Here is a 21,480-nt window from a genome sequence, read left to right as displayed (position 1 = left end):
CAGCGGACATAATCCGGTCAAAATCGACGCAATGCAGCGGGGATGCTGCCAGGCCATGACCCGTCTGCATTTGTGCTGGGATTAATTCATCTTTATTCTGTCCCGCGACGCCATGGACTGGCTCGTCCCGTCCACTTATTAGTTTCCGGAGTAACCGTAAATGAGCATTGACCTGACCGGCCTGTCGGCACGCGAGCTGGGCGCCCTGATCCGCACCGCCAAGAAACAGCAGACCATCGTCGCCAAGCGCCGGCCGATCACCAAGGTCCGGGCCCAGCTGACCAAGCTGGCCAAGACCGAGGGTTACACCATCGAGGAACTGTTCGGCGACGCCCCGGCCCCGCGCGCGCGCAAGGTGGCCAAGGTCGCCAAGGCACCGTCGAAGACCGCTGGCCGCAAGCTGGGCAAGGTTGCGCCGAAGTACCGAAACCCGGCCAACCCGAAGGAAACCTGGACCGGCCGTGGCAAGCAGCCGCGCTGGATGGCCGAGCTGACCGCCAAGGGCAACAAGAAGCCGGAAGATTTCCTGATCAAGAAGGCCTGAGGCCGGGTCGGGATGCAATGAAAAACGCCGGCGAAAGCCGGCGTTTTTAATTCTTCGGTGTGTGGACCAACGCTCCACACCTACAGGGTTTTGCGTGCCGGCATCAGCAGGTTGCCGAACAGCAGGCCGGCCACCAGCGCCATCACCACGTTGAGCACGGTGAGGAACACGCTCTGGCCGGCGCCCACGTCCTGCTGCTGGACCAGGGTCAGCACGCCGCGCAGGCTGGTGCTGCCGGGCACCATCATGATGATGCCCGGCAGACGGATGATCGCACCCGGTCGGCCAACGAGGCGGCCGAACAGGTTGCCGCCGGCGGTCAGCAGCATCGCTGACAGGAAGATACCGGCCGGCGCGCCCCAGGCGTGGCCACCAAACTTGGAGATCGCGTAACCGGCCACCGAGGCCGCGATCACCCACGGGTAATCGCGCCGGTTGGCCTTGAACAGCATCGCGAAAGCAAAGGCCGCGGTCAGCAGCGAGCCCCACTCCACCCACGGCCCCTGCGGCCGCGCGGCGCGGATCACCGGGTCGAGGCCGAGCACGTCGGCCAGGGTCACCGCGATCATCGCGCCAACGCTGAGCTTCATGATGGTGGTCAGCGCACCGGCAAAGCGCGCGGTCCCCGACACCCAGTGCTGGCTGGCCAGTTCGTTGACCGCATTGGTCAGCGACATGCCGGGCAGCAGCACCACCAGCGAGGCGATGATCACCGTGTTGAGGTTGAGCGCGCCAATGAAGGACGCGACCAGGGTAGCGACCAGGCCGGCCAGCAGCGCGGCCAGTGCCTCGGCGGCTTCGCGGGTGGCCGGGCGACGGTCGGTGACCATGCCGAGCAGGCCGATCATCAGGCCGATGACGCCGGCGGTGGCGATGTCCAGCCATGGCAGCTTCCACATGCCGGCCACGCCGGCCGCACCGAGGGTGAACGAAAGGATGGTGCGCAGCTTGCCGCGCCGGCCCGGATCCTTGTCCAGCTGGCGCAGCGCGGTGTGGCCCTGGGCGATGCTCATCCGTCCGTTGGCCACTTCCTCGGCGATATGGTCGGCCACGCTGAGCTTGTGCAGGTCGTTCTCACCGGGGGCCAGGCGGATCACGCGGGTGATGTCACTGGAGCCGATCGCCTGCGCAGGGTCGCTGAAGCTGAGGATGATACCGGTGGGATTCGACCACGGTTCACAATCCAGATCGAGCTGCCGCGCCAGCGCGACCACGGCCGTCTCCAGACGCTGGGCGGTGGTGCCGTAGCTGTGCAGGCGTCCGGCGATCTCGGAAACAAAGGCCACGCGCTGCGCGTAGGTGGCCTGGGGCGTGGGGATCGTGTGAGCGTCTGCGGACATGCGCCGTAGTATTACCTAGGCTGGGCCTTACCGGAGAAATTCATCCGAGTTCGACGCGATGCCCAATACAGAACGGTTATGCTGCGACCCGAATGGCCCAAGTGACCCCGAACCACGCCCCCCAGCTCGAACAGGATGCCCATGACCCGGGCGTGATCCGCCTGTCCGGCACCTGGACCTTGAAGACCGCGCTGGCCGCGGCCGAAGTCCTGCGCGGCGTTCCCGATACGCTGACCGGCATCGATGCCACCGCCATCGAGAAGATGGATTCGGCCGGCGTGCTACAGGTGCTGCGCGTGGCCCATCGCGCCGACCTCGGCGAAGACGCACTGAAGTTCCGCCCGGATCACCAGGCGCTGGTGTGCACCATCGAGGAAGTGGCCGACGACCGGCCCAAGCCCAAGCGCGACTTCGGCGTGCTGGCGGCACTGGAACGGCTGGGTGTCAGCGTCCATGCCACCGGCCACAACATCAAGGCGCTGTGCAGTTTCCTCGGCGAGAACCTGGTCAAGGCCGCGCGCCTGGTCAAGGAACCCCGCCGTTTCCGCCTGACCGCCACCGTGCACCAGATGGAGCAGGTCGGGCTGGACGCTGTACCGCTGGTGGCACTGCTGTCCTACCTGGTTGGCGCGGTGATCGCCTTCCTCGGCTCGACCATCCTGCGCGACTTCGGCGCCGAGATCTATGTGGTCGAACTGGTCAACATCGCGTTCCTACGCGAATTCGCGGTACTGCTGACCGCGATCGTGCTGGCCGGCCGCACCGCCAGCGCCTTCACCGCGCAGATCGGTGCGATGAAGGCACGCGAGGAAATCGATGCGATGCGCACCCTGGGCCTGGATCCGATCGACCTGCTGGTGCTGCCACGGCTGCTGGCGCTGCTGGTCACCCTGCCGCTGCTGACCTTCATTGCAATGGTCGCCGGCCTGGCCGGCGGCATCACGGTGGGTGCGTTCGACCTGGATATTCCGCCGCAGATGTACATCGCGCGCATGCACGAGACGATGGAAGTGCGGCACATGCTGGTGGGCCTGTCGAAGGCGCCGGTGTTCGCGCTGGTGATCGGCCTGATCGGCTGCCTGGAAGGACTGAAGGTCGAAGGCACGGCGCAGTCGGTCGGCGAACGCACCACCTCCAGCGTGGTGCAGACCATCTCGCTGGTGATCATCATCGACGCCTTCGCGGCGTTGTGGTTCATGCACATGGACTGGTGACATGAGCACGCATCCGACGCCCGAAGACATTCCCATGCAGGACGACAACGGCCACGAGCTGGCCATCCGCGTGCGCGGGCTGGTCAACCGCTTCGGCAGCCAGACCGTGCATGAAGACCTGGACCTGGACGTGCGCCGCGGCGAGATCCTGGGCGTGGTGGGTGGTTCGGGTACCGGCAAATCGGTGCTGATGCGCTCGATCCTGGGCCTGCGCGTGCCCGATGCCGGGCAGATCGAAGTGCTCGGCCGCGACGCACGTGCCGACGAGGCCGAGAGCCGCCTGCACATCGAGCGCAACACCGGCGTGCTGTTCCAGGACGGTGCCCTGTTCTCATCGCTGACCGTGGGCGAGAACGTGCAGGTGCCACTGAAGGAACACCATCGCGAGCTGCCCGAGCGCTGGCATTACGAGCTGGCACTGTTGAAGGTGAAGCTGGCCGGCCTGCCCGCCGATGCGATCAACAAGCTGCCCTCGCAGCTGTCCGGCGGCATGCGCAAGCGCGCCGGCCTGGCCCGGGCGCTGGCACTGGATCCGCCGCTGCTGTTCCTGGACGAACCGACCGCCGGTCTCGACCCGATCGGTGCGGCCGCGTTCGACCGCCTGATCAAGACCCTGCAGGAAGCGCTGGGCCTGACCGTGTTCCTGATCACTCACGACCTGGACACGCTGTACGCGATCTGCGACCGGGTAGCGGTGATCGCCGACCGCAGGGTGGTGGCCAACGCGCCCTTGCCTGACATCGAGAAACTGGATCATCCGTGGATCCAGGAATACTTCCACGGACCCCGCGCGCGTGCCGCCCGCGGCGAACAGATCGAGAGTGCCTGAGCCATGGAAACCAAAGCCAACTACGTGCTGATCGGCGCGTTCACCCTGATCACCGGCCTGGCCCTGCTGGCCTTCGGCCTGTGGGCGGCCAAGTACTCCTCCGACCGCACCTGGCAGGAATACCGCGTGGTGTTCCGCGAAGCGGTGACCGGCCTTTCGGTGGGCAGCCCGGTGCAGTACAACGGCATCGCGGTGGGCTCGATCACCGAACTGAACCTGGTACCGGACGACCCGCGACAGGTGGTCGCGCGCATCCGCCTGAACTCCAACACGCCGGTCAAGACCGATACCCGCGCCAAGCTGGCGATCACCAGCCTGACCGGCCCGTCGATCATCCAGCTCAGCGGTGGCACGCCGCAATCGCCGGCGCTGACCACGGTCAACAAGGACCCGGCGCCGATCATCCCGACCACGCCGTCGGCGCTGCAGAACATCACCGACGTCGCCAACCGCATCGTCGAGCGCATGGACCAGATCCTCAGCGACCGCAACGTAGCTTCGATCAACGCGACACTGGCCAATCTGGAAACCATCAGCGGCGGGTTGGCCGACCGAGACCAGGGTACCCAGGCGCTGCTGCTCAGCGCCCGCGATGCCGCCCGCAGCCTGGACACCACCCTGAAGACCACCAACGGCACCATCGAGCGCCTGGACAGGAACCTGGTGCAGCAGCTGCCCGGCATCATCGACAAGCTCGACGGCACCCTGGCCAAGCTTGATTCGGCCGCCGGCAACGCCGATTCGATCCTTGGCGAGAACCGCGCCGCGATCAACAGCTTCGCCAACGATGGCCTCGGCCAGCTCGGCCCGACGCTGACCGAACTGCGCGGCCTGATCCGCGACCTGCGCCGGGTCAGCGACCGCCTCGAGAACAACCCCGCGCGCTACCTGCTGGGCCGCGACGCACCGAAGGAGTTCGAACCCAAATGAGCCCGACCACCCTTCCGCGCCTGCTGCTGGCCGCTTTGATGGTCGCCCTGCTGGGCGGCTGCTCCATCCTTGGCAGCAGCGAGAAAACTGCGGTGACGTTGTACTCGCCCTCGGTGCAGGTGAAGGCGGACCCGGCGTGGCCGCAGGCCAGCTGGCAACTGGTACTGGCCAAGCCCAGCGCCGCGCGCATGGTCGACAGCCCGCGCATCAACGTGCGGCCGACACCGTCGCAGCTGGAGATCTACAAGGGCGCCAGCTGGGCCCAGCCGGCCACCGACATGATCGAGGACACCCTGTTGCGCGGCTTCGAGGATTCCGGCCGCATCCGTGGCGTGGCCCGCAGCACCGCCGGCATCCGCGCCGACTACAAGCTGTCCACCGACGTGCGCCGCTTCGAATCGGATTACCAGGGACAGGCCACGCCGACGGTGGTGATCGAGGTCAACGCCAAGCTGATCCACGTCGCCGACCAGCGCGTGGTCGCCGACCGCACCTTCCGCCAGGCCCAGCCGGTCGGCAGCACCGACGTACCGGCGGTGACTGCCGCGTTCGAGCGCGGCCTGCAGCAGCTGGCACAGGATATGGTGGGCTGGACGCTGCAGAGCGGGCAGGCCGACCAGCCGACCGTCGCGCGTTGATCGATCAGCGCGGCGTGATCCAGCGGAACGTCAGGTTGATCCGTTCGCCCTGCACCCGCGCCATCTTCGGCAGCGCGTGCTGATAGAACTGCTGGGTCTGACCGGCCATTACCAGCAGATCGCCATGGCCGAGCAGATACTCGGCCTTCCGCGCCGGGTCATCGCGACGGCGCAGCAGGAATCGGCGTGCCGCGCCCAGGCTCAGCGAAGCAATCACCGGGGCCGGCCCCAGCTCCGGCTCGTCATCGCTGTGCCAGCCCATGTAGTCACCGCCGCTGCGATAGCGGTTCAGCAGCACGCTGTTGAAGCGGCCGAGGCCCTCCACCTGCAGGCGATCACGCATGGCCTGCAACGCGGATGGCCAGGGGTGCGGCACGAATTCAGCCCCGGAATAGCGGTAGCGCGCCTGCGGATCGCCGATCCAGCAGCTCAGCCGCGGCGAATCCACCCAGTTGCCGAACATGCGGATGCGGTGGACTTCCCAGGAGACTTCGGCCTGCAGCACGGACAGGAGCCGGTCGGCATCGGTCGCGGCCAGCCAGCCCGGCAGGTGCTGGACAGCGGCATCGGGCAGGTCGTGGGGGAAAAGCATGGTCACACGCTAGCACGACGCCGTTTGCCGTCATGGCCGCCAGCACCGAAAATGGCGCCATGACTTTTGCCCAGATGCTGATCCCGTTCTACCGCCCCCTGTCGCGAGGCCCCGCCCGATGAGCCTGCGCCAGTCGCTGTTCCCGTTGCTGCGCGCCCTGTTCCGGGCCTTGCCATTGCCGCAGGCGCAGCGCGACCGATTGCGCACCCGGCTGTTGGCACGGCATGGCGACTGGGTGCCGCCGCCGCCCAAGGGACAGCAGGATGAGGGGGGCACGCGCGCCAGCGCCCAGCTGCGCTGGCGTGCCGACGAACCGGCGATCGGCCACGTGCCCTGGCGCGAGGGAGCATTGCCGTCGCCCATGCCGGCGACACTGGTTGCGTTCTACCTGCCGCAGTTCCACACCTTCCCCGAGAATGACGCCTGGTGGGGCAAGGGCTTTACCGAGTGGCGCAACGTGACCCGCGCCCTGCCGCAGTTCGAGGGCCACATCCAGCCGCGCCTGCCTGCAGACCTGGGCTTCTACGACCTGCGCAACCCTCAGGTGATGCGGGACCAGGCACGCCTCGCAGCTGAGTACGGCATCGGCGCGTTCTGCTTCTACTACTACTGGTTCAGCGGCCGCACCCTGATGGAGGATCCGCTGCGCCAATGGCTGGCAGACGACAGCATCGAACTGCCGTTCTGCCTGTGCTGGGCCAACGAGAACTGGGCGCGACGCTGGGACGGCCGCGACGAGGACATCCTGATCGGCCAGCAGCACAGCGCCGAGGACGATCTGGCCTTCATCGCACATGTCGCGCCCTACCTGCGCGACCGTCGCGCATTGAAGGTCGAGGGCCGGCCGATGCTGCTGGTCTATCGCCCGCACCTGCTGCCCGACGCCCATGCGACCGCCGAACGCTGGCGTCGCTGGTGTCGCGACAACGGTGTCGGCGAGATCCACCTGGCGTACGTGCAGGGCTTCGAGCGCCCGGATCCACGCGACATCGGGTTCGATGCGGCAGTAGAGTTCCCGCCCAACATGAGTAATCCGCGTTCGCTGTCGGCGCAACAATGGCTGCTCAATCCGGCCTTCAATGGCGATGTGCGCGACTGGCGCGAACTGGCTGCAGAAATCGCAGCACGCCCGCTGCCGGACTATCCGCTGTACCCAGGCGTAAACCCCGGTTGGGACAACGAAGCACGTCGTTCCGGTCGCGGCCGCGTTTACCTGCACGCTTCACCACGTGGCTACCGCGACTGGCTGCGCACCACGATCCATGAACGCCTGGCCCCGGCGCCGACGACCCAGCGGATGGTGTTCATCAACGCCTGGAACGAATGGGCAGAAGGCGCCGTGCTGGAACCGGATGCACGGCTTGGGCATGCCTGGCTCGACGCGACGCGCCAAGCGCTGTCCCCGGCTCCGCTCGCCTCACCCCTGCAGGTTTGCCTGCTGGTTCTCATTGATGATCCCGAGTTGATCAACACCGCTTGTGATGCCGCGTGCAAACTGGGAGTGAGCTACCGAGTGTTCATTCCAACCGCGCTACGCCCGCAGGACGCTGCGGTCGATATCATCGGCCATGCTGGCAATGTATTGCCCAGCATCCTGCAGACTCTGGAAACCTTCGGTCCGGATCCATCGTTGCTGGCCTGTTGGCTGGATCTGCGCGGAAACCGCGAAGCTGGACAGCAGCTACCCGGGGCGACCGCTATCGATGCCGCGCTTCAGCAGTTCAGCGAGAAACCTGCGCTGGGCATGCTCACGCCATCCACCCGGGAGGCAATCGTCGTTTCGCGCAGTCATCTGCGCTGGGCAGCCCGGCTTGGGCTGACGCGCGCGCCAACGCCGCAGGCAGCAGACACGATGTGGCTGCGGGCGGCGGCGCTGCGATCCCTACTGGATGCGCACTGCTATCCCACTGAGCTGGACAACGACAGTGCATTTGATTCGGTCATACAGTTGCTGCCGGACCTTGTTGCCAACGCAGGCTACGTCGTCGAAGGCCCACAACGCCAGCCCTGAGGCTGGCGCTGCGCGGCAACATCGTTGACTTCAGCGCTGGAACGCGACGCCGGTCTTTTCCTTCAGTTCTTCATCGCTGACACCCGGCGCGGCTTCCACCAGCAGCAGGCCCTTGTCAGTCACGTCGAACACCGCCAGATCGGTGATGATGCGGTCGACCACGCCAACGCCGGTCAGCGGCAGCGTGCATTCGGCCAGGATCTTGTGTTCGCCGTTCTTGGCGGTGTGCTCCATCAATACCACCACGCGCTGCACGCCGGCCACCAGGTCCATCGCGCCGCCCATGCCCTTGACCATCTTGCCGGGCACCATCCAGTTGGCCAGGTCGCCCTTGTGGGTGACCTGCATGGCGCCAAGGATGGCCAGGTTGACATGGCCGCCGCGGATCATCGCGAAGCTGTCGTGGCTGCCGAAGTAGCTGGCACCGGCACGTGCGGTCACGGTCTGCTTGCCGGCGTTGATCAGGTCGGCGTCCACTTCGGCGTCGGTCGGGAACGGGCCGATACCGAGCAGGCCGTTCTCCGACTGCAGCCACACATCCACGCCTTCGGGAATGTGGTTGGCCACCAGCGTCGGCAGGCCGATGCCCAGGTTCACGTAGGCACCATCGGTCAGTTCGCGGGCGGCGCGTGCCGCCATCTCATCGCGGGTCCACGCCATATCAGTTGCCCTCCGCGCGGATGGTGCGCTGTTCGATACGTTTTTCTGGATGCGGGTTGTGCACGATGCGGTGCACGTAGATGCCCGGCAGGTGCACCTGGTCCGGATCGATGGCGCCGACCGGCATCACCTCCTCCACTTCCACGATGCAGACCTTGCCGGCCATCGCGCAGGCCGGGTTGAAGTTGCGCGCGGTCTTGCGGAACACCAGGTTGCCTGCTTCGTCGGCCTTCCAGGCCTTGACCAGCGCCACGTCGGCGCGCAGCGCGGTTTCCATCACGTAGTGCTTGCCGTCGAACTCGCGGGTCTCCTTGCCCTCGGCCACCACCGTACCGTAGCCGGTGGCAGTGAAGAACGCCGGAATACCTGCGCCACCGGCACGCAGCCGCTCGGCCAGGGTGCCCTGCGGGTTGAACTCCAGCTCCAGCTCGCCGGCCAGGAACTGCCGCTCGAACTCCTTGTTCTCGCCCACATAGGACGAAATCATCTTCTTTATCTGCCGGGTTTCCAGCAGCTGGCCCAGGCCGAAACCATCAACGCCGGCATTGTTGGAGATCACGGTCAGGCCCTTGACGCCACTGTCGCGCAGCGCGGCGATCAATGCCTCGGGAATGCCACACAGGCCGAAGCCGCCCACGGCCAGCGTCTGGCCATCGGCGACCACCCCTTGCAGGGCCTCCGCCGCACTGGCGAAGCGCTTGCTGCGCTTGCCGGTGGAAGTCGATTGCTGCATTGCTGTACTACCCTGCACGTTGAGGATGACCGCATTCTAGCTGGAGGGCGGCGAAGGGCCTGGATGCGCCGCAGCATTGCACGGGCATCGCACTGGGTTCCGTAGAATGCTTGGTTCCCCTGCCAATGGCCGGCCCCATGCCCGGCCCACCCTCGTTGATGGCCCATACCTACACCGAAGAAGACCTGCTCCGCTGGATGGACGCGTGGACACTGGAAAAGAGCGAACGTTGCCTGTCCGGCGTCCGCAACATGCATCTGACCAGTGGAATGCTCATCGCCGAAGTGAAAGGCTCGGCCAGATATCCCTACAGGGTGGAAATCGATCTGGAAGCCAGCCTGCGCCATCCTCGCAGCCGCCTGCAAAGTGAATGCTCGTGCCCTGTCGGCCATCACTGCAAGCACGTGGCGGCCGTGCTGGTCGCCCACATGCTGGATGCAGCAGACCTGGGCGATGACGATCCAGCGTCGGAGCACGAACCGGTCCAGTCGCCACGCCGCGAACTGCTGGAACAGCTGTCACGCTGGCAGTCCGTCAGAGCCCAGCCTCCCCGGTCACGTAGAAACGGCATCATCTTCGAGCTGTCCACGTTCAATCACCGGCCTTCCATCCTGCTCCGTCGCGTCAAGTACGCCCTCGACGACACGATCGAGTTCGACAAGTGGCAGGAAATCACCCCTCAGCTGTTGCTGGAACCGCCCGCCTACCTGACGCAGGCCGACCTGGCCGCGGTGGCGCAGCTGTGGGCCCTGCATCAGTCGGTGAAACCGCCGGAGTGGTTCGACGTCGGCACGATCCTGCAGTCGATCGTGTCCAGCGGGCATGGCTGGGTGTCATGTGGCATGCATGATCGCGTGCCAGCCAGGCCCGGCACACCACGTCGCGGTACGTTGGGGTGGAGCGCAGAGACGACTCACGGCAGGTTGCTGCTGGCGCCGGCACTGAGCGTGGAAGGCGATGCGGAAGGCCTCGTACTGGGATCTAGTGCCGGTTACCTGGATCCGGTCTCCGGTGAAGTCGGCCTTCTCCTGCTGGACGTCAAGCCAGAGGACGCGGACGCGTTCCTCGCCCTTCCCCACCTGCTCCCCGATGAGGAACCGATCGTGGCGCAGCTGCTGCAACAGATCGACCCCGCGCTGCCGCGCCCCGGTGCAGGCGACACACTGCCTACGCTGCAGATCAGCGCCATGACCCCCGTGCTGCGCCTGCATACGATCGAGTTCCGCCCGGCATGGCTTGGCCACCGCGACGCTTCGCAATGGGCCGATATCGCCACCGTGGCCTTCGAATACGACGAGCACGTGCGGTTCCTGGATGATCCGAGCCTGTTCGCCCACGATCCGGAGGGCCAGCTTGCGCTGCTGCCCCGCGACCTGGCCGAGGAATCACGGCGCGAGGCCGAGCTGCGCACGGTGGGACTGCATCGCGACACGGCGCCGCGGGCGCCATTGGAGGGCGCAGGACCTCAGTTCCAGCTGCGCACCCATGACTGGACACGGTTCCTGCTGGACGACGTACCGCGCCTGGAAGCCTTGGGCTGGAAGGTAGAGACCGACGACGATTTCCGCCATCGCATCACCCGGGTGGATGAGATCGACCTGGACATCCAGGCGGACCCGGCGGATGCGGGCTGGTTCAACCTGGGCCTGGACATCCAGGTGGAAGGCCGCAACGTGTCGATGGTTCCGCTGCTGCAGCAGGTGCTGCAGTCCGATCCCCGCTGGATGCGTGGCCAGCTGGACGCCATCGGCGATGATGAGAACATCCTGTTGACGGCGGGCGACAACACGCGCCTGGCATTGCGGGCCGCACGACTGAAACCGATCATGGCCCTGTTGACGGATCTGTTCGCCCAGCGTGGCGCGCCGCTGCGCCTGTCTGTGCTTGACCGTGGCCGCCTGCAGGCACTTCAGGACACGGCGCGCCTGCAGTTCCGCGGCCGCAAGGATACCCAGGCGCTGGTGCAGCGGCTGATGCAGGCACCCGCACTGGGCGAAGTGCCGCCACCGGCGGGGCTGGTGGCAACGCTGCGTCCCTACCAGCTGGAGGGCCTGTCGTGGCTGCAGTACCTGCGCCAGCAGGGGCTGGGCGGGGTGCTGGCCGATGACATGGGGCTGGGCAAGACCCTGCAGACACTGGCGCATCTGCTGGTCGAGAAGGAAAGTGGCCGCCTGGACCGGCCGGCGCTGCTGGTGGTGCCGACCTCGCTGCTGCACAACTGGCAGAGCGAAGCGGCACGCTTCACCCCGGGCCTGCGCGTACTGACCCTGCACGGACCGGCACGTGAAGCACTGTTCGAGGCGATCCCCGAGCACGATCTTGTACTGACCACGTATCCCCTGTTGTGGCGCGACGAGCAGGCGCTGCAGGCACATACCTACCATCTGCTGATTCTGGATGAAGCCCAGCAGGTGAAGAATCCGAAGTCACGCGCGGCCATCACCCTGCGCACGCTGCAGGCGCGCCACCGGCTGTGCCTGACCGGCACGCCGCTGGAAAACCACCTGGGCGAACTGTGGACGCAGTTCGACTTCCTGCTGCCCGGCCTGCTAGGCAGCGAGAAACAGTTCAACCAGCATTGGCGCCATCCGATCGAACGTGGCAGCGACCACCGCCGCGCCACCTTGCTGGCGCAACGGCTGCGTCCGTTCATACTGCGCCGGCGCAAGGACCAGGTGGCGTCAGAGCTTCCGCCCAAGACCGTCATTACCCGCGCGGTGGAAATGGAGAGCGGCCAGCGTGATCTCTATGAAACCGTGCGCGCAGCGATGGAAAAGCAGGTGCGCGAAGCCATCAGCGGCAGCGGGCTGGCGCGCAGCCACATCGTGGTACTGGATGCGTTGCTGAAGCTGCGCCAGGTCTGCTGCGATCCGCGCCTGCTGCCTGGTGATGCCCCGGCGCGCAATGCGGGCTCAGCCAAGCTGGACCTGCTGCGCGAGATGCTGCCGTCGATGGTCGAGGAAGGCCGGCGCATCCTGCTGTTCTCGCAGTTCACCGGCATGCTCTCGCTGATCGCGCAGGCACTGGATCAGCTGGGCTTGGCCTATGTGACCCTGACCGGCGACACCCAGGACCGGGCCACGCCGGTGCAGCGCTTCATGCAGGGCGAGGTGCCGGTATTCCTGATCAGCCTGAAGGCAGGTGGCGTCGGGTTGAACCTGATCGCCGCCGATACCGTCATCCACTTCGACCCGTGGTGGAATCCGGCGGCCGAAAACCAGGCCAGCGATCGCGCCCATCGCATCGGCCAGCAGCAGCCGGTGTTCGTTTACCGGCTGATCGCCGCAGGCAGCATCGAAGAACGGATTGCCGAGCTGCAGGAGCGCAAGGCCACGCTGGCCGACGCCATTCTTGAAGGCGGCGGCGCTACGGGGCCACGCTTCAGCGAAGAAGACGTGCAGGCGCTGCTGGCGCCGTTGCCGGGCCTGCCCGGCAAGCGTTTGCGCAAAGCGGGCAAGCGGTCGACGCGGAGCTGACCTCCGGACGCCAGTCAGGTGGCGTTCCCCGATGGAAACGATTCCCATACATGACTGGGACTACAATTGGGGACTGAGCTCACAAAGGAACTGATCGATGCCCCTGCCCGCCTTCAAGGCCTACGATATCCGCGGCCGTGTGCCGGAAGAACTGAACGAAGACCTGGCCCGCCGCATCGGCGTCGCCCTGGCTGCGCAGCTCGCTCCCGGCCCGGTGGTCCTCGGCCACGATGTGCGCCTGACCAGCCCGGCGCTGCAGGATGCACTGGCCGCAGGCCTGCGCGGTACCGGTCGTGAGGTGATCGACATCGGTCTGTGCGGTACCGAAGAGGTCTACTTCCAGACCGATCACCTCGGCGCAGCCGGCGGCGTGATGGTGACCGCCAGCCACAACCCGATGGACTACAACGGGATGAAGCTGGTCAAGGAGAACGCCCGCCCGATCAGCTCCGATACCGGCCTGTTCGCGATCTCCGATGCGGTCGCCGTCGATACGTCCGAGGCCCAGCCGCCACGCGCCGGGCAGACCGCCCAGCATGACAAGAGCACCTATATCCGGCACCTGCTGAGCTACGTCGACGCCGCCAAGCTCAAGCCGCTGAAGCTGGTGGTCAATGCCGGCAACGGTGGTGCGGGCGCCATCGTCGACCTGCTGGCACCGCACCTGCCGTTCGAGTTCATCCGCATCTGCCACGAACCCGATGGCAGCTTCCCAAACGGCATTCCCAACCCGCTGCTGCCGGAAAACCGCGCCGCCACCGCCGATGCAGTGCGCGAACATGGCGCCGACTTCGGCATTGCCTGGGACGGTGACTTCGACCGCTGCTTCTTCTTCGACCATACCGGCCGCTTCATCGAGGGCTACTATCTGGTCGGCCTGCTGGCCAAGGCCATCCTGGCACGCAATCCCGGTGGCAAGATCGTGCACGACCCGCGGCTGGTCTGGAACACCGTGGAAATGGTTGAAAAGGCAGGCGGCGTGCCGGTGCTGTGCAAGAGCGGTCACGCTTTCATCAAGGAAAAGATGCGCGCCGAAGATGCGGTGTACGGCGGCGAGATGAGCGCCCACCACTACTTCCGCGAATTCGCCTATGCCGACTCCGGCATGATCCCGTGGCTGCTGATCGCGCAGCTGATTTCCGAGAGCGGCCGCTCGCTGGCCGACTGGGTCGAGGACCGCATGGCGGCCTATCCCTGCAGCGGCGAGATCAACTTCAAGGTGGCCGACGCCAAGGCCGCCGTGGCCCGCGTGATGGAGCACTTCGCCGCGCGGTCGCCCGCGCTGGACCACACCGATGGCATCAGCGCCGACTTCGGCGACTGGCGCTTCAACCTGCGCAGTTCCAACACCGAGCCGCTGCTGCGCCTGAACGTTGAAGCCCGCGGCGACGCAGCGCTGATGCAGGCGCGCACCGACGAAATCGCCCGCCTTATCCAGCAGTAATCAAGGAAGATCATGAGCAACATCCAGCCCGTCATCCTGTCCGGTGGTTCCGGCACCCGCCTGTGGCCACTGTCGCGCGAGGCGTATCCGAAGCAGTTCCTGCCGCTGGCAGGCGAGCTGACGATGCTGCAGGCCACCTGGCAGCGCGTCGCGCCCATTGCCACCCACGGCCCGTTGGTGATCGCCAACGAAGAGCACCGCTTCGTCGCTGCCGAGCAGCTGCAGCAGGTCGGCGCCGAGCCGGCTGCCATCATCCTGGAACCGGTTGGCCGCAATACGGCGCCGGCGATCGCGGTCGCAGCCCTGGAGGCCACCCGCGACGGCGCCGATGCGCTGCTGCTGGTGCTGCCCTCGGATCATGTAATCACCGATGAGGCTGCGTTCCGTGCAGTCGTGCAGGCTGCAGCCAGCGCTGCCGAGTCCGGCAAGCTGGTGACCTTCGGCATCGTGCCGACCGGTCCGGAAACCGGCTACGGCTATATCAAGGCCGCCAATGGGCAGGGCCTGCGTGCCGTCGAGCGTTTCGTCGAAAAGCCCGACCTGGACACCGCCACCGGCTATGTGGCCAGCGGCCAGTACTACTGGAACAGCGGCATGTTCCTGTTCAAGGCCTCGCGCTACCTGCAGGAACTGGAGCGCTTCCAGCCCGACATGCTGGCCAGCAGCCGCCAGGCCTGGCAGCAGGCCCGTCGCGATTCGGATTTCACCCGCCTCGACAAGGAGGCGTTCGCCACCGTTCCCTCCGATTCCATCGACTATGCCGTGATGGAAAAAACCGAAGACGCCGTGGTGATTCCGTTGGACGCCGGCTGGAACGACGTCGGTTCGTGGACCGCACTGCGCGATGTCTCGCATCAGGATGGCGATGGCAATGCGCACCAGGGCGACGTGATCGCGATCGACTGCCGCAACACCTATGCCTATGCACAGCGCCTGGTGGCACTGGTCGGCCTGGATGACGTGATCGTGGTCGAGACCGACGACGCGGTGCTGGTCGGCAAGGCCGACCGCATGCAGGAGGTCAAGACCGTGGTGGCGCAGCTGAAGGCCGACGGTCGCAGCGAGGCCACCTGGCATCGCAAGGTCTACCGCCCCTGGGGCGCCTACGATTCGATCGACAACGGCGAGCGTTTCCAGGTCAAACGCATCACCGTCAAGCCCGGCGGTACACTCAGCCTGCAGATGCATCACCATCGCGCCGAGCACTGGATCGTGGTCAGCGGCACCGCCGAGGTGACCCGCGGCGACGAGGTGATCCTGCTCAGCGAGAACCAGAGCACGTACATCCCGCTGGGCGTGACCCATCGCCTGCGCAACCCGGGCAAGCTGCCGCTGGAGCTGATCGAGGTGCAGTCCGGCAGTTACCTCGGTGAAGACGACATCGTGCGTTTCGAGGACACGTACGGGCGTAGTTGATCCGACGCCCTGCGGCGGGTGCCGACCGTTGGCCGGCACTTCGCCTGCCGGATCAGGCAATCTCCGCCATCACCCGCTTCAGGCCGTCCTGCCAGGTCGGCAGCACGATGCCGAAATCCTGCTGCAGCTTGCGGTTGTCCAGCACCGACCAGGCCGGGCGCTTGGCCGGGGTCGGGTATTCGGAACTGGGAATCGCCTCGACGGTCGGCACCTTGGCCAACACGCCGGTCGCCAGCGCTTCGGCGAAGATCGCCTCGGCGAACCCATGCCAACTGGTCTGGCCGCTTGCGGTCAAATGCCAGGTGCCAGACAGCTGCCCCGGATGCTGCAGCGCCTGCGCAGTGACATCAGCGATCAGCGCAGCCGGCGTCGGCGTGCCGATCTGATCGGCCACCACACGCAGCTGGTCACGCTCGGCGCCCACCCGCAGCATCGTGCGCAGGAAATTGGCGCCATGCGAGGCATACACCCACGCCGTGCGGAAGATCAGATGACGACCGACGGCCGCGCGAACCGCATCCTCGCCATCGCGCTTGCTGGTGCCGTACACGCCCAATGGCGCGGTCGGCTCGTCTTCGCGGTAGGGCGCGCTGCCCTGGCCATCGAACACGTAGTCGGTGGAGTAATGCACGAACGGCACGCCGTGCACCGCGCACCAGCGCGCGATCACACCCGGCGCCTGCGCGTTGGCGGCGAAGGCGGCCTCGGCATCCTGCTCGGCGCGATCAACCGCCGTGTAGGCGGCCGCGTTGACCACCAGCGACGGCTGCAGGCGATCCAGCAAGGCTGGCAGGCTGTCGGGCTGGCCGAAATCAGCCACCTCGCAGGCGCTGCCATCAGGCAGCTGACCACTGCGGGTGGTGGCAACCACTTCACCCAGCGGCGCCAGCGCGCGCAGCAGCTCCTGGCCGACCTGGCCATTGCCGCCGAACACCAGAACGGTCATGGCACGTAGACCGGCAGGCGATCTTCAGCGATGTCCTTCAGGAACGGCGCGTTCTCGTCCTTGGCCGACAAGGTCGGTGCGCTGACCGGCCAGTCCACCGCGATATCAGCATCGTTCCAGCGGATACCCGCATCCGCCTCCTTGACGTAGACATCGGTGCACAGGTAGCTGAACAGCGCACGTTCGGAAAGCACGGCAAACCCATGCGCGAAGCCTTCCGGAATCCAGAACTGCTTCCGGTTTTCAGCGCTCAGCACCACCGCCTCCCACTGGCCGAAGGTCGGCGAGCCACGGCGGATGTCCACGGCGACGTCATAGACCTCGCCTTCCAGCACGGTCACCAGCTTGCCCTGTGGGCGCGGCCATTGGTAGTGCAAACCGCGCAGCACACCGCGGGCGGACGAGGATACGTTGCTCTGCACGAAACTGCCCGGCAGGCCTTGGTCCTGGAAGCGTTCGGCATTCCAGGTCTCAAAGAAGAATCCGCGCGAGTCGCCGAACACTGCCGGTTCGATTACCCGGCATCCTGCCAGCGAAGTCTCAACGATCTTCACGGCACTACGCCTCGTTCAGCCAGCTTGTTCAAGTACTGACCATAGCCATTCTTGATCAACGGCGCGGCCAGCGCCTGCAACTGTTCGGCGCTTATCCAACCCTTGCCGAAAGCGATTTCTTCAGGGCAACAGACCTGCAGCCCCTGGCGGGTCTGGATGGTCTCGATGAAGTTGGAAGCTTCCAGCAGCGACTGGTGGGTGCCGGTATCGAGCCAGGCATAGCCACGGCCGAGTGCCTCCAGGTGCAGATTGCCTTCTTCCAGGTAGCGTTTGTTGAGATCGGTGATCTCCAGCTCGCCGCGCGGCGACGGCTTCAGCTCGGAAGCGTAGTCACTGGCTTTGCCATCGTAGAAGTACAGGCCTGTGACTGCGTAGTTCGAACGGGGATTCTCCGGCTTCTCGACCAGATCGATGACCTTGCCGCTCTTGTCGAACTCGGCCACGCCGTAGCGCTCCGGATCATTCACCCAGTAGCCGAACACGGTCGCACCATCCACCCGCTCATCTGCGCGCTTCAATACTTCACGCAAACCGTGGCCGTGGAAGATGTTGTCGCCCAGCACCAGGCAGCTCGGCTTACCGGCGACGAAGTCGCGGCCGATCAGGTAGGCCTGGGCCAGCCCATCCGGGCTCGGCTGCACGGCGTACTGGATATCCATGCCCCACTGCGAACCATCGCCCAGCAACTGCTGGAACAACGCCTGTTCGTGCGGGGTGTTGATGATCAGCACTTCACGGATGCCCGCCAGCATCAGCACGCTGAGCGGGTAGTAGATCATCGGCTTGTCGTACACCGGCAGCAGCTGCTTGCTGACACCCTTGGTGATCGGATAAAGGCGGGTGCCGGAACCACCGGCGAGGATGATGCCCTTGCGCTGGGTCATGGTGTCTCCTGGGTTCAAGCCGTGGTGCCGATGCGCTGCAGACGGTAGCTGCCGTCGAGCACACCGTTGACCCAGTCCTGGTTGTCCAGGTACCAGTCGACGGTAAAGGCGATGCCCTGCTCGAAGGTATAGGCCGGTTCCCAACCCAGATCGTTCTTCAGCTTCGACGCATCGATCGCGTAACGGCGGTCATGGCCCGGGCGGTCGGTGACGTAGGTGATCTGGCTGCTGCGCGGCTGGCCATCCTCACGCGGGCGGCGCGCATCGAGCAGCGCGCAGATGGCCTGCACCACTTCGATGTTCTGCTTTTCCGAATTGCCGCCGACGTTGTAGGTCTCGCCGACCTGGCCCTTGGCCAGCACGGTACGGATCGCTTCGCAGTGATCGGACACGAACAGCCAGTCACGCACCTGCTTGCCGTCGCCGTACACCGGCAGCGGCTCGCCGGCCAGCGCCTTGGCGATCACCAGCGGGATCAGCTTCTCGGGGAAGTGGTACGGGCCATAGTTGTTGGAGCAGTTGGTGGTCAGCACCGGCAGCCCGTAGGTGTGATGGAAGGCCCGGACCAGGTGGTCCGAAGCAGCCTTCGACGCCGAGTACGGGGAATTCGGAGCATACGGCGTGGTTTCGCTGAACTTGCCGGTCTCACCCAAGGTGCCGTACACCTCGTCAGTGGACACGTGCAGGAAGCGGAAGGCCGCGCCCTGCTCGGCCGTCAGCGCCTTCCAGTAGTCGCGCACTGCTTCCAGCAGGCCCAGGGTGCCGACCACATTGGTCTGGATGAACGCGCCCGGGCCATCGATGGAACGGTCCACGTGGCTTTCGGCGGCGAAATTGAGCACGGCGTCCGGGCGGTGTTCGGCCAACAGACGCGCTACCAGCTCGCGGTCACCGATGTCGCCCTGCACGAAAACGTGATCGGGATTGCCGTCCAGGCTGGACAGGGTCTTCAGATTACCGGCGTAGGTCAATGCGTCGAGATTGACGACCTTGACACCACGGGCGACAGCTTCGAGAACAAAGTTACCGCCAATGAATCCGGCACCGCCGGTGACAAGCCATGTGGGCACTACCTGTTCTCCTGTTGATGATTCATATCGGTCGCATAGCGCAACCCGGTTCAGCGCAACAGGATACATCGGGGGCACCTTCACGACTGCCTTCGCACCGTGAACGAGGCATAGCATCCGGCATATCCTTGTCGCACCGCAACATAACCATACGCATTCGCATGGTCCCCCCAAGCCAGCTAGAATCGGGGTCCCACCCCCGAACCGGTTGCTTTTCCAGGACCGGATGATCTCCAGCAAATGTGAGCCGGCCAGCGGCCGGCACTACAAGGACCCCGTACCAGATGAAAATCCTCGTCGCGTACAAGCGCGTGGTGGACTACAACGTCCGCATTCAGGTCAAGCCGGACGGTTCCGGCGTGGTCACCGACGGCGTCAAGCTGTCCCCCAATCCCTTCGATGAAATCGCCCTGGAAGAAGCCCTGCGCCTGCGCGACAAGGGCATCGCCAGCGAAGTCGTGGTTGCCACCATCGCCCCGGCCGATGCCCAGGCGCACCTGCGCAATGGCCTGGCCATGGGTGCAAACCGCGCCATTCACGTCGTCACCGACCAGGCCATCCAGCCGCTGACCGCGTCGCGCACCCTGCTCAAGCTGATCGAAAAGGAACAGCCGGACCTGGTGATCCTTGGCAAGCAGGCCATTGATGACGACGCCAACCAGACCGGCCAGATGCTGGCCACGCTCTGGGGCCGCCCACAGGCGACCTTCGCCAGCAAGCTCGAAATTGCCGATGGCAAGGCCACGGTGACCCGTGAAGTCGACGCCGGCCTGGAAACGCTGGAAGTGGATCTGCCGGCGGTGGTCACCACCGACCTGCGCCTGAACGAGCCGCGCTTCATCAAGCTGCCGGACATCATGAAGGCCAAGGCCAAGCCGCTGGAGACCCTGCAGCTGGCCGATCTCGGCGTTGAAGCCGCCGACACCTTCAAGACCACCCAGTACGCCGCGCCGTCCAAGCGCAGCAAGGGCGTGATGGTCAAGGACGCGGCCGAACTGGTCGCCGCACTCAAGCAGAAGGGGCTGCTGTAATGAGCAAGATTCTCGTCATCGCCGAGCACCACGACGGCAAGCTCAACGCCGCCACCACCAAGACCGTCAGCGCCGCCGCTGCCATCAGCGGTGCCAGCATCGATGTGGTGGTGCTGGCCGCCGATCCGGCCGCTGTCGCCGCTGAAGCCGCGAAGATCGCTGGCGTCGCCAAGGTCCTGACCGTGACCAACGCCGCCAACGCGCAGGCCATCGCCCAGGTGCTGGCGCCGCAGATCGCGCAGCTGGCCAAGGGCTACACTCACGTGTTCGGCCCGTCGACCACCTTCGGCAAGGACCTGATGCCGTGCGTGGCTGCCCTGCTCGGCGTCAACCAGGTCTCCGACCTGATGACCGTCGAAGGCAGCCACACCTTCAAACGCCCGATCTACGCCGGCAACGCGATCATCACCGTGGAAGCCCCAGCCGACCAGATCGTGGTTGCCACCGTGCGTGCCGCGTCGTGGCCGGAAGCCGCCCAAGGCGGCAGCGCCGCCATTGAAGCGGCGAGCGTCGACGCTGCCCTGCCAACCCACACCCGCTTCGTCGGCCTGGCCGCCGGTGCCAGCGACCGCCCGGACCTGCAGAGCGCCAAGCGCGTGGTTTCCGGTGGTCGTGGTGTCGGTTCGGAAGAGAACTTCAAGGTCATCTTCCAGCTTGCCGACAAGCTCGGTGCCGCCGTTGGTGCCTCGCGTGCTGCGGTCGATGCCGGCTACGTGCCCAGCGACCTGCAGGTCGGCCAGACCGGCAAGATCATCGCGCCGGAGCTGTACGTCGCCGTCGGCATCAGCGGTGCCATCCAGCATCTGACCGGCATCAAGGACGCCGGCACGATCGTGGCGATCAACAAGGACGCGGATTCGCCGATCTTCGAGATTGCAGATATCGGGTTGGTGGGGGATCTGTTCACGATCCTGCCGGAACTAGAGAAGGCGCTCTGAACAGCGCAATGTGAAAAAGCCCGGCGAAGTTCGCCGGGCTTTCTTGTTTTACCTGATCCGTCCTGAATTGAGTTGGCACATTTCCCCTTGGGAAAGGAATGTTCAATGAGATCAACACCCTGACGGCGCCGCTCTGATTTCACCGCGATGGCCTGTAAGACGGGTCATCTCGCCCATTGTTTACTCCCACGGGCATCATTCCGATCGCAGTATCCAAGAATTGCTCCTGG

The 21,480-nt window shown here is 65.6% G+C and carries 19 protein-coding genes; 11 read left to right on the top strand and 8 right to left on the bottom strand.

Going from position 1 to position 21,480, the window contains the following annotated elements:
* The first annotated feature begins 160 nt into the window (after positions 1-160).
* Positions 161-544, top strand: a complete 384-nt coding sequence (locus V3B46_RS18330; protein ID WP_005415203.1) for an H-NS histone family protein — start codon at positions 161-163, stop codon at positions 542-544.
* Positions 545-624: 80 nt separating this feature from the next.
* Here V3B46_RS18330 and V3B46_RS18325 read toward each other — a convergent pair whose 3' ends face one another.
* Positions 625-1,884 (bottom strand): threonine/serine exporter family protein, encoded by a 1,260-nt coding sequence (locus V3B46_RS18325; protein ID WP_019660983.1) that lies wholly within the window; start codon positions 1,882-1,884, stop codon positions 625-627.
* A gap of 92 nt (positions 1,885-1,976) precedes the next feature.
* On the opposite strand from V3B46_RS18325, the gene V3B46_RS18320 reads away from it, so the two are divergent.
* Genes V3B46_RS18320 through V3B46_RS18305 form a run of 4 tightly spaced genes read left to right on the top strand, consistent with a single transcriptional unit; the run spans position 1,977 to position 5,495 of the window.
* Complete coding sequence (locus tag V3B46_RS18320) at positions 1,977-3,098, top strand: ABC transporter permease (protein WP_032127999.1); 1,122 nt, start codon at positions 1,977-1,979, stop codon at positions 3,096-3,098.
* 1 nt (position 3,099) lies between these two features.
* Positions 3,100-3,927 (top strand): ABC transporter ATP-binding protein, encoded by an 828-nt coding sequence (locus V3B46_RS18315; protein WP_154262236.1) that lies wholly within the window; start codon positions 3,100-3,102, stop codon positions 3,925-3,927.
* Positions 3,928-3,930: 3 nt separating this feature from the next.
* Positions 3,931-4,857 (top strand): MlaD family protein, encoded by a 927-nt coding sequence (locus V3B46_RS18310; protein ID WP_057500367.1) that lies wholly within the window; start codon positions 3,931-3,933, stop codon positions 4,855-4,857.
* On the top strand, positions 4,854-5,495 hold the full coding sequence (locus V3B46_RS18305; RefSeq protein WP_329892553.1) for an ABC-type transport auxiliary lipoprotein family protein: 642 nt from the start codon (positions 4,854-4,856) through the stop codon (positions 5,493-5,495). Before V3B46_RS18310 ends, V3B46_RS18305 begins: the two co-directional genes overlap by 4 nt.
* A gap of 4 nt (positions 5,496-5,499) precedes the next feature.
* On the opposite strand, the gene V3B46_RS18300 is transcribed toward V3B46_RS18305, so the two are convergent.
* Positions 5,500-6,087, bottom strand: a complete 588-nt coding sequence (locus V3B46_RS18300) for an alpha-ketoglutarate-dependent dioxygenase AlkB family protein (RefSeq protein WP_329892552.1) — start codon at positions 6,085-6,087, stop codon at positions 5,500-5,502.
* A 118-nt stretch (positions 6,088-6,205) separates the two neighbouring features.
* Here V3B46_RS18300 and V3B46_RS18295 point away from each other — a divergent pair, with 118 nt between their 5' ends.
* Positions 6,206-8,098 (top strand): glycoside hydrolase family 99-like domain-containing protein, encoded by a 1,893-nt coding sequence (locus tag V3B46_RS18295; protein ID WP_154262232.1) that lies wholly within the window; start codon positions 6,206-6,208, stop codon positions 8,096-8,098.
* Between the two features lie 30 nt (positions 8,099-8,128).
* Here V3B46_RS18295 and V3B46_RS18290 read toward each other — a convergent pair whose 3' ends face one another.
* Positions 8,129-8,758, bottom strand: a complete 630-nt coding sequence (locus V3B46_RS18290; RefSeq protein ID WP_279912361.1) for a 3-oxoacid CoA-transferase subunit B — start codon at positions 8,756-8,758, stop codon at positions 8,129-8,131.
* 1 nt (position 8,759) lies between these two features.
* Complete coding sequence (locus V3B46_RS18285) at positions 8,760-9,491, bottom strand: CoA transferase subunit A (protein ID WP_329892551.1); 732 nt, start codon at positions 9,489-9,491, stop codon at positions 8,760-8,762.
* A 158-nt stretch (positions 9,492-9,649) separates the two neighbouring features.
* On the opposite strand from V3B46_RS18285, the gene V3B46_RS18280 reads away from it, so the two are divergent.
* The 3 genes from V3B46_RS18280 to V3B46_RS18270 all read left to right on the top strand — a co-directional run bounded on the left by V3B46_RS18280 (position 9,650) and on the right by V3B46_RS18270 (position 15,827).
* A complete protein-coding gene (locus tag V3B46_RS18280) occupies positions 9,650-12,967 on the top strand; it encodes a DEAD/DEAH box helicase (protein WP_329892575.1) in 3,318 nt (1,105 codons plus the stop codon).
* A 97-nt stretch (positions 12,968-13,064) separates the two neighbouring features.
* On the top strand, positions 13,065-14,411 hold the full coding sequence (locus V3B46_RS18275; RefSeq protein ID WP_329892550.1) for a phosphohexomutase domain-containing protein: 1,347 nt from the start codon (positions 13,065-13,067) through the stop codon (positions 14,409-14,411).
* Between the two features lie 12 nt (positions 14,412-14,423).
* The gene (locus V3B46_RS18270; RefSeq protein WP_049398411.1) at positions 14,424-15,827 is read left to right on the top strand and encodes a mannose-1-phosphate guanylyltransferase/mannose-6-phosphate isomerase; all 1,404 of its coding nucleotides are present in this window, start codon (positions 14,424-14,426) and stop codon (positions 15,825-15,827) included.
* Between the two features lie 52 nt (positions 15,828-15,879).
* Here V3B46_RS18270 and rfbD read toward each other — a convergent pair whose 3' ends face one another.
* The 4 genes from rfbD to rfbB are packed head-to-tail and all read right to left on the bottom strand — an operon-like array spanning position 15,880 to position 19,281.
* Positions 15,880-16,773 carry a dTDP-4-dehydrorhamnose reductase gene (gene rfbD / locus V3B46_RS18265; RefSeq protein WP_154262227.1) on the bottom strand — a complete coding sequence of 298 codons (894 nt, stop codon included), beginning with the start codon at positions 16,771-16,773 and terminating at the stop codon, positions 15,880-15,882.
* Positions 16,770-17,327, bottom strand: coding sequence for a dTDP-4-dehydrorhamnose 3,5-epimerase (rfbC, locus tag V3B46_RS18260; protein WP_154262226.1), 558 nt, complete (start codon positions 17,325-17,327; stop codon positions 16,770-16,772). The genes rfbD and rfbC overlap by 4 nt, the downstream gene beginning before the upstream one ends.
* Positions 17,324-18,211, bottom strand: coding sequence for a glucose-1-phosphate thymidylyltransferase RfbA (gene rfbA / locus V3B46_RS18255; RefSeq protein ID WP_154262224.1), 888 nt, complete (start codon positions 18,209-18,211; stop codon positions 17,324-17,326). The genes rfbC and rfbA overlap by 4 nt, the downstream gene beginning before the upstream one ends.
* A gap of 14 nt (positions 18,212-18,225) precedes the next feature.
* Positions 18,226-19,281 (bottom strand): dTDP-glucose 4,6-dehydratase, encoded by a 1,056-nt coding sequence (gene rfbB / locus V3B46_RS18250; protein WP_154262223.1) that lies wholly within the window; start codon positions 19,279-19,281, stop codon positions 18,226-18,228.
* Between the two features lie 284 nt (positions 19,282-19,565).
* Here rfbB and V3B46_RS18245 point away from each other — a divergent pair, with 284 nt between their 5' ends.
* Positions 19,566-20,312 carry an electron transfer flavoprotein subunit beta/FixA family protein gene (locus tag V3B46_RS18245; protein WP_012509979.1) on the top strand — a complete coding sequence of 249 codons (747 nt, stop codon included), beginning with the start codon at positions 19,566-19,568 and terminating at the stop codon, positions 20,310-20,312.
* Entirely contained in the window at positions 20,312-21,250 is a 939-nt protein-coding gene (locus V3B46_RS18240; RefSeq protein WP_154262221.1) for an electron transfer flavoprotein subunit alpha/FixB family protein, read from the top strand. The genes V3B46_RS18245 and V3B46_RS18240 overlap by 1 nt, the downstream gene beginning before the upstream one ends.
* The last annotated feature ends 230 nt before the right edge of the window (positions 21,251-21,480 follow it).

Origin of the sequence: Stenotrophomonas sp. SMYL11, from assembly GCF_036320005.1 — a bacterium.
Classification (GTDB): Bacteria; Pseudomonadota; Gammaproteobacteria; order Xanthomonadales; family Xanthomonadaceae; genus Stenotrophomonas; species Stenotrophomonas maltophilia_A.
The sequence above is the reverse complement of the archived record's forward strand: the minus strand, read 5'-3'. Positions and strand labels throughout refer to the sequence as shown.